Consider the following 7,768-nt stretch of genomic DNA (forward strand, 5'->3'; position numbering starts at 1 on the left):
CAGATATTCGTGGAAGAGGACGCGACAGCCGAGTTCCGGGCCGTCCTCATTGCCCTCGAGGTCGCCGGTGTGGATGACGCCGCCGAAGCCGGCTTCGGCAAAGAGCTTGTCGTTGAAATCGACCGTCCAGGTGAAACCGGTGAAGAACTGGGTGGCTTCGCCCGACGTGCCAATCGAGGTGCCGAGATGGACGCGGGGATGCAGTAATTGTTGCTGCCAGCCGACCGCCGTGTCGTAACCGAAAGGATCGAAGAGAGCGGTAATTTCGGGAAAGACGCCGTTTTCCCTGGAATGGCCCGATTGTACCGAGGCCGAAGCGCCGAAGCGCAATTCATCAAATATCTGCTCGCCTGCACTTGCCGAGCCCGCAACCGGGATAGCGGCTGCCGCTGCCAACGATGCCATACCCAAAAAACGCAACGCGATCTTTCCGAAGTCGACCCTCATTTGCTGTCCTTTGATTCGCGTCTGACGGGAACAACAAAGAGGTAACATGGAGGTTGAGTCGGTGAAGCGCTCGGAATAGGCTCCGGCGTTTTTTCCGAATTATGACGTGTATTTGCAACAGGTCATATTTCGCCATCATAGGCGGATCCGCCATTTTCCAGCAGCCGGCGCAGGATCATCAGGCCCGAGATCAGTTCCTGCCCCGTCTTCGGCGAGGAAAAACCGATGCGAACGCGATGATAGGGTCTCTCTCCGCGCGCCGACTTGAACTCGTCCTCGTCGTCGACGAGCACGCCGTCGCGGAAGGCGGCATTCTTGAAGGTGCCCGACATCCAGGGTTCCGGCAGTTTCAGCCAGAGGAAGGGCGCGTGCGGGTGCGATTCGAAATCGAAGCCCTGCAACTGTTCGCGGGCGAGCCGGACGCGCCGAGAGAGTTCCTCGACACTTGCCTTGCGGATCTCGTGCGCCATGCCGCTTTCGACGAGGCGCGCACAGGTCTCCGCTAGGATGAAGGGCAGGCCGCCGGTGATCATCCTGTGCGTCACCTTGATGCGCTGGGCAAAATGCGGCGGGCAGGCGACCCAGCCGCCGCGCACGCCGGCGGCGACCGATTTCGACAGGCCGTTGACGAGGAAGGTGCGATCGGGCGCAATCGAGGCGAGCAGCGGCGTATCGTCGTCGGCCATGCCGCCGTAGAGGTCGTCTTCGATCAGCCAGACACTGTGTTTCCTGGCGATTGCGGCGATTGCCGCGCGCCGCTCATAGGGCATGATCGCCAGCGTCGGATTGTGGACGGTCGGCATCAGGAAGGCGATCTTCGGATGCTGCTGCTGACAGAGCCGCTCGAAATCCTCTGGAATTACGCCCAGTTTATCGGAATCGACCGTCAGCGTGCGGCGGCCGAGAAGGCGGGCGCTGCGGCTGACCTGGGTATAGGTGAGATCCTCGAAGACGATCTTGTCCCCCGGCGCCGAGACGGCGGCGATGACGGCGATTGCCGCCGCATGGGCGCCGAGCGTCGGCACGATGTTTTCGACCTCAGGGGTCCAGCCGCTACGGGCAAGCCAGCGGCGACCGGCCTCGAACCAGTTGCGCGGGAAACTTCGGGAATAGGAGGAGATTTCGGAAAGATGCTGCTCGCCGATCTCGGCGAGGATGCCTGCGATGATCTTGCCCTGGCCGAGATCGGGGGCGGCTGTCGTGTCGAAGCGGATTTTGTTGGCAGGCGCATCCTGGATGCGCGTGCCGCCGAGCGAGACGGTCAGCGGATCGATCTGTTCCCCGAGCGGCGTTTCGGAGCGGTTCAGCACATAGGTGCCGCGCCCCACTTCGCCGGCGACCAGGCCGCGCTCATGCACCAGCGCATAGGCGCGGCCGATCGTGCCGATCGTCACGCCGATATCGTAGGCGAGGTTGCGTTGCGGCGGCAGTTTGCTGCCGGCGGGCAGGGCGCCGCTTGCTATGGCGGATTCGATGCTGTCGGCAAGCCGGAGATATACCGGCCCGGAACCGCGGGAAATATCGGGAAGCCAATTTGTCATGGTGACAATTGTATATATTGGCACATTGTACCCGTCAAGTGTATGAGTCAATTCCAATGGCAAACCGAGAGGATTCCTGGAATGTCTGCCTTGCCTGAGATCAAAATGCCGATTGTACCGATTGTCTCTTGCGATGACAGGAGACAAATCATCCTCCCCGACGCGGCCGCCGAGGTGACGACGCGTTTGGGTGGAATCTGGGCTGCCATTCTTCTCTGGCATCAAAAGCGGGAAGGCCGGCGCGCGCTGAGAGGCCTGACGGCGACCGAGCTCAAGGATATCGGTGTGTCGCAGTCCGATGCCGCGCGCGAAGTCGGCAAGTCGTTTTTCTGGGACTGATCATGCTTTCGGGCTGCCGCATCATTCCTTAAATCGGAAGCGATTTCAGGAACATATCCAGCATTCAAGGCGTTGCAGCGCCCTTCGCGCGTCTGATAAGACGCGTGGCGCTGTCATCACCGCGATCAGCTGCAGGCCTTGTTGCCGCCGGACCAGCGATTGACGTCTGTGGTGATGCGGCCAGCGACCGGTTCCTGCATCATCGGACCGAAGGCCTGCAGGCGCGAAGGACTTCCCTCGGCCTGCACGACGAGCAGCGGCCGGCTTTCAGGGCTGCCCTTATGGACGAGCAGGATGCGCGGACGGCCGGTGAAAGAATTGAGCTCCGGCGCGAGCTTGTAGGCTGCAAAGGCCGGATCGCCCGATTTGAACCAGCAGGCATTGGCGCCGAGGGCCACGCGTTCCATCGTCGGCAGTGCGGCGCGGTTCGGGCCGGTCGGCGCCGGCGTCTGGCAAGCTGCGACCATGGCTGCGAGAGCTGTCAACAGCGCGGCGTGTGCGACGGAGAGGCGAGGGCGCATCGATTGCTCCAGATCCGAACAGAAAGATTTTCGTGTGCATCCCGTTGCCCAAGACCGCTACGCGCGCTTGGGCGACGTGCGGGTTCAGGCGGCGATGACGTCGAGCGCCGAGGCGAAGAGGCCGCGGCCGTCCGAACCGCCATGGGCGGCCTCGATCAGGTTCTCGGGATGCGGCATCATGCCGAGCACGTTGCCCTTTTCGTTCATGACGGCGGCGATATCGTTGATAGAGCCGTTCGGGTTGGTGCCCTCGGCATAACGGAAGACCACCTGGCCATTGCCTTCGATCGCAGCCAGCGTCGCATCGTCGGCGAAATAATTGCCATCATGATGGGCGACCGGGCAGCGGATGACCTGCCCCTGCGCATAGGCGCGGGTGAAATCCGTCTCGGCATTAACGACTTCGAGCTTGATCTCGCGGCAGACGAATTTCAGCGAGGAATTGCGCATCAGCGCGCCGGGCAGCAGGCCAGCCTCGACGAGGATCTGGAAGCCGTTGCAGACGCCGAGCACCTTCACGCCCTTTGCAGCCTTGTCGATGATCGCCTGCATGACCGGCATGCGGGCGGCGATCGCGCCGCAACGCAGATAATCGCCATAAGAAAAGCCGCCGGGGATGACGATCAGGTCGACATCGGGGATCTCGGTTTCCGTCTGCCAGATCGTTACCGGTGCCTGGCCGGAGATCTTGGTCAAGGCGGCGATCATGTCGCGGTCGCGGTTGAGGCCCGGAAGTTGAACGACTGCTGATTTCATGGGGTCCCTGCGTTTCGCGAAAGATATTGAACTGGAACGCTTTCGGCGAGCCATACTCCATTGTCGGAGACAAAGAAAGAATGACCCTCGGAAAACATGCGGGCCGCGTCCACACGCAGGATGATATGTTCACCCTTGCGGCGCGCTGCGACAATTTTCGCCGTTTCGACATCCGCCGACAGATGAACGTGGTGCCGCTGCATCTTCTTCAAACCTTCGCGCTCGATCGACGGCCAGTTCGCCAGAGACGTGCCGTGAAAAAGAGCGGCGGGCGGTTCGACCTGGTTCAATGCGAGATCGATGTCGACGCTATGACCTTGGTTTGCGCGAATTCTGTTATCGGCGAGGGCGAAGCGCTTTTTTGGACTGTTTTCGACAATCTCGATGATCTCGGCGCGGGAAACGTCGTATTTCGACGCCAACGCTTTTTCGAGCTCATCGAACGACACCCAACCCTCGCTATCAAGCGTCAAGCCCGCAGCATCAGGCGCATGACGCAAAACATAGCTCATATATTTCGAGACTTCCGTCTCCAGCTTTGCTTTCATCATGACGCCAAATCCTCAAAGTCCGCCAGGCGACGGGTCTGTGATCATCAGTCGATCGCGATTGCGTAGTTCTCGATCACCGTGTTGGCGAGCAGTCTTTCGCACATGGCCTTGAGGTCGGCCTCAGCCTGGCCCTTGTCGGCGCCATCAAGCTCCAGGTCGAAGACCTTGCCCTGTCTTACATGGCCGACGCCCGAGAAGCCGAGGGCGCCAAGCGCACCCTCGATTGCCTTGCCCTGCGGATCGAGAACGCCGTTTTTCAGCGTGACGGTGACACGAGCCTTGATCACTTTGTCTTTCCTGCCTTACTTGACGAGAACCGGGCCGGTGCCGCGCACAGGCTCGTTTTCATTGATGATGCCGAGACGGCGCGCGACTTCGGAATAGGCTTCGAGCAACCCGCCGAGATCGCGGCGGAAGCGGTCCTTGTCCATCTTCTCGTGGGTTTCGATATCCCAGAGCCGGCAGCTGTCCGGCGAGATTTCGTCGGCGAGGATGATGCGCATCATATCGCCTTCGAAGAGGCGGCCGCATTCGATCTTGAAATCGACGAGTTGGATGCCGACGCCGAGGAAGAGGCCGGTCATGAAGTCGTTGACGCGGATGGCAAGCGCCATGATGTCATCGAGTTCGGCGGGGTTTGCCCAGCCGAAGGCGGTGATGTGCTCTTCGGAGACCATCGGATCATCGAGCGCGTCGGACTTGTAATAGAATTCGATGATCGAGCGCGGAAGCACGACGCCTTCGTCGATGCCGAGGCGCTTGGCGAGAGAACCGGCCGCGACATTGCGCACGACGATCTCCAGCGGGATCATCTCTACTTCCTTGATCAACTGCTCGCGCATGTTGAGCCGGCGGATGAAATGAGTGGGGATGCCGATCTTGTTCAGATGGCTGAAGATATATTCGGAAATGCGGTTGTTGAGGACGCCCTTGCCATCGATGACTTCGTGTTTCTTTTTGTTGAAGGCAGTGGCATCGTCCTTGAAGAACTGGATCAAAGTGCCCGGTTCCGGGCCTTCATACAGAATCTTTGCCTTGCCCTCGTAGATACGGCGGCGACGGTTCATCGTGGTCATTCTCTGTTGTTGGCGCTCTTGGGATAGCGCGAGTGGATCGATCTCGTGGCGTCCCCTTAAAGGAAAAGAGAGGGTTTCACAATCCGCCTGTCGCTCCTTCCCTGGTTTCCAGATTTCGCGGCCCTGGTTTCCAATTTTACGGAATACCGCCAAGAGAATCGAATGAATTCGCAAGAGGAGTTTAGCGCCTTTTCCTCTACGGTGGAATGAAGGCGAAATGGCGGGCCGCTTATGCAGGTTTTTATTTGGCGGCTCTGCTTGGCAGCGCGCGGCGAAGCTGCGCCTGCAAGGCGCGAGCGGCGATTTGCCCGTGCCGCCAGCTTCCAGCGCGGATGAAGGAGGGGATCTGCATGGCCGGCATCGGCCGGGCAAGCGCGTAGCCCTGCAGCGTGTCACAGTCGAGTTCTTCGAGAATGCGGATGTGCTCCGCCGTCTCGACGCCCTCGGCGATGACGAGGATATTCAGCGAGCGGCCGATATCGATGATCGAGCCGACCAGTTTGCGCTGCTCGGCCGATTGCGGCAGCATGCGGATCAGCTCGCGGTCGATCTTCAGCGTCTTCGGGCTCAGGCGCAGCAGGCTGACGATCGAGGCATGGCCGGTGCCGAAATCGTCGATCTGGATATCGATGCCGAGCTTACGCAGCTTTTTCAGGTTGGCGGCCACCGCCTCGTCGCAATCGTCGAGCGAGATCGATTCCAGCAGCTCGAAGGAGAAGGTGCCGGGCTCGATCTTCAAGGCGCGGAGCTTCTTGCCCAGATCTGGATCTGCGAGCCGTCTGGCGGAGACGTTGACCGATATCTTCGGGATCGGCAGCCCGTCCTTCAGCCACACCTTCCGGTCGGCAATGGCGCGCTCCAGGATGAGGGCGTCGATGGTCGAGACGACGTCGAGATCCTCGGCGATGTCGAGGAAGCGGTCGGGCGTCAGCAGCCCGTGCACCGGATGCTGCCAGCGGGCAAGTGTTTCGACGCCTGCGACATCGAGCGTGCGGGCATCAAACTGCAGCTGATAGAAGGGCACGAATTCATTGCGTTCGAGGCCGATCAGGATCTCGTCGGCAAGGTGCTTGGCGGAGATGATATCGCGGCGGGCAGAGGCCGAGAAGAATTCGAAGCGGTTGCGGCCCAGGCCCTTGGCACGATAGAGGGCGATATCGGCGTCGAGCAGCATCTGCTTGGCGTCGAGCTTCGCTCCGCTGTCGACGGCGATGCCGATGCTGGCGCCGAAACGGCAATCGTGCCCCTCATATCTGACGGGTTTGCGCAATTCGCGGATGACACGCTCGGCAAGGCCGGCGATCTTCTTCGATGCGGGATCGACAATGCAGAGGATGACGAATTCGTCGCCGCCGATGCGGGCGACGAAATCGACGGCGCGAACGGACGTTCTCAGCACGCTTGCGGCATGCTGCAGCATGGCGTCGCCGGCTCGGTGGCCGAGCGTGTCGTTGATCTGCTTGAAGCGGTCGAGATCGATATGCAGGATCGCCATCGCCATGCCCTTGGCCCGGCATTCGGCCGCACGCTCGTCCAGCATCTTGTCGAGATAGCGGCGGTTCGGCAGGCCGGTTAGGTAATCGTGCAGCGCCAGGTGCTCGATGCTCTCCTTGGCGGCTTCGAGCTCGCGGTTGCGCGCCTCGGCCAGATCCTTGGCGCGCTGCAGCTCGTTGCGGAGCGCGACTTCCTCGGTGACGTCCCAGTTGGCGCCGATCAGTTTGCGGTGGCCGTTGCCGTCGACGAAGAAGGCGGAGCGGGCGCGGATGACGCGTTCGGCGCCGTCGCCGCGGATGATGCGGTATTCCTGCTGGAAATCACTTCCGCTTTCGACGCTACGGTCGGACAAGCCAAGCACGCGTTCGCGGTCGTCGGGATGCAGGCTTTTCGCCCAGACGTCGCCGCCGATCTTACGTGAGGCGCCCTGCAGCCCGTAGATGGCGATGAGGCGGTCGTCCCATTCGACGCTATCATGCTCGATATCGGCCTCGAAGACGCCGATGCGGGAAACCTCCAGCGCCAGATCGAGCCGGCGCGACAAACGCGACAGCGTCTCCTCGGCTTCCTTGCGGGCGGTGATATCCGTATCCGTGCCGATGATGCGCGTCGGCACGCCGTTCTCGTCCCATTCCACGCAGGCGCCGCGACACTCGATCCAGACCCAACGGCCGTCCTTGTGGCGCTCGCGATATTCGAAGACCTGGTAATTTGGATCGCCGGCGTTCTGCCGGTCGATTGCATGGACGACGAAATCGCGATCGTCGGGATGAACGAGCTGCAGCCAGGCCTCGTAATCGCCGTCGGCTTCCTCGTCGGGGGCCATGCCGCGGATGGTTTTCCACGTCGGCGAGTAATATTTCCGGTCGAGACGGTAATTGTGATCCCATACGCCGAGGCCCGAGCCGACGAGCGCATAATTCCAGCGGCTCTCCCGCTCGGCCAGGTCGGAATCGTCGGTTGCCCCATTGCCGATGCCTGCCTCAACCGCTGCGGCATCGCCATGCGGATCACCGGCCTCTGGATGGGCTTTCTTCACGGGC

The 7,768-nt window shown here is 61.2% G+C and carries 9 protein-coding genes; 1 reads left to right on the plus strand and 8 read right to left on the minus strand.

The window, feature by feature from the left end:
* Together FY112_RS03205 and FY112_RS03210 are read right to left on the minus strand one after the other, a co-directional pair.
* On the minus strand, nucleotides 1-447 hold a 447-nt coding region (locus FY112_RS03205; protein WP_151517665.1), incomplete at its 3' end, for an acyloxyacyl hydrolase.
* A 122-nt stretch (nucleotides 448-569) separates the two neighbouring features.
* Nucleotides 570-1,988 (minus strand): PLP-dependent aminotransferase family protein, encoded by a 1,419-nt coding sequence (locus tag FY112_RS03210; protein WP_017960640.1) that lies wholly within the window; start codon nucleotides 1,986-1,988, stop codon nucleotides 570-572.
* An 81-nt stretch (nucleotides 1,989-2,069) separates the two neighbouring features.
* Here FY112_RS03210 and FY112_RS03215 point away from each other — a divergent pair, with 81 nt between their 5' ends.
* Nucleotides 2,070-2,327, plus strand: coding sequence for a DUF1127 domain-containing protein (locus tag FY112_RS03215; protein ID WP_151517668.1), 258 nt, complete (start codon nucleotides 2,070-2,072; stop codon nucleotides 2,325-2,327).
* A gap of 125 nt (nucleotides 2,328-2,452) precedes the next feature.
* Here the strand turns inward: FY112_RS03215 and FY112_RS03220 are convergent, their stop codons facing one another.
* From FY112_RS03220 to FY112_RS03245, 6 genes are all read right to left on the minus strand, one after another.
* Entirely contained in the window at nucleotides 2,453-2,848 is a 396-nt protein-coding gene (locus FY112_RS03220) for a hypothetical protein (protein ID WP_017960638.1), read from the minus strand.
* Nucleotides 2,849-2,932: 84 nt separating this feature from the next.
* Nucleotides 2,933-3,604, minus strand: coding sequence for a phosphoribosylformylglycinamidine synthase subunit PurQ (purQ, locus tag FY112_RS03225; protein WP_017960637.1), 672 nt, complete (start codon nucleotides 3,602-3,604; stop codon nucleotides 2,933-2,935).
* Nucleotides 3,601-4,155, minus strand: a complete 555-nt coding sequence (locus FY112_RS03230; RefSeq protein ID WP_017960636.1) for an RNA 2'-phosphotransferase — start codon at nucleotides 4,153-4,155, stop codon at nucleotides 3,601-3,603. The genes purQ and FY112_RS03230 overlap by 4 nt, the downstream gene beginning before the upstream one ends.
* 44 nt (nucleotides 4,156-4,199) lie before the next feature.
* Nucleotides 4,200-4,442, minus strand: coding sequence for a phosphoribosylformylglycinamidine synthase subunit PurS (gene purS, locus FY112_RS03235; RefSeq protein ID WP_017960635.1), 243 nt, complete (start codon nucleotides 4,440-4,442; stop codon nucleotides 4,200-4,202).
* A gap of 15 nt (nucleotides 4,443-4,457) precedes the next feature.
* Nucleotides 4,458-5,222: a phosphoribosylaminoimidazolesuccinocarboxamide synthase gene (gene purC, locus FY112_RS03240; RefSeq protein ID WP_018242191.1), complete on the minus strand. Its 765-nt coding sequence runs from the start codon at nucleotides 5,220-5,222 to the stop codon at nucleotides 4,458-4,460.
* Between the two features lie 250 nt (nucleotides 5,223-5,472).
* On the minus strand, nucleotides 5,473-7,768 hold a 2,296-nt coding region (locus FY112_RS03245), incomplete at its 5' end, for an EAL domain-containing protein (RefSeq protein WP_151517666.1).

Source organism: Rhizobium sp. PEPV16 (assembly GCF_008919455.1).
GTDB lineage: Bacteria > Pseudomonadota > Alphaproteobacteria > Rhizobiales > Rhizobiaceae > Rhizobium > Rhizobium leguminosarum_Q.

Coding starts and splice junctions, on each gene's coding strand:
- FY112_RS03210 (WP_017960640.1), bottom strand. CDS start 1,988: ATGACAAATTGGCTTCCCGATATTTCCCGCGGTTCCGGGCCGGTATAT.
- FY112_RS03215 (WP_151517668.1), top strand. CDS start 2,070: ATGTCTGCCTTGCCTGAGATCAAAATGCCGATTGTACCGATTGTCTCT.
- FY112_RS03220 (WP_017960638.1), bottom strand. CDS start 2,848: ATGCGCCCTCGCCTCTCCGTCGCACACGCCGCGCTGTTGACAGCTCTC.
- purQ (WP_017960637.1), bottom strand. CDS start 3,604: ATGAAATCAGCAGTCGTTCAACTTCCGGGCCTCAACCGCGACCGCGAC.
- FY112_RS03230 (WP_017960636.1), bottom strand. CDS start 4,155: ATGATGAAAGCAAAGCTGGAGACGGAAGTCTCGAAATATATGAGCTAT.
- purC (WP_018242191.1), bottom strand. CDS start 5,222: ATGAACCGTCGCCGCCGTATCTACGAGGGCAAGGCAAAGATTCTGTAT.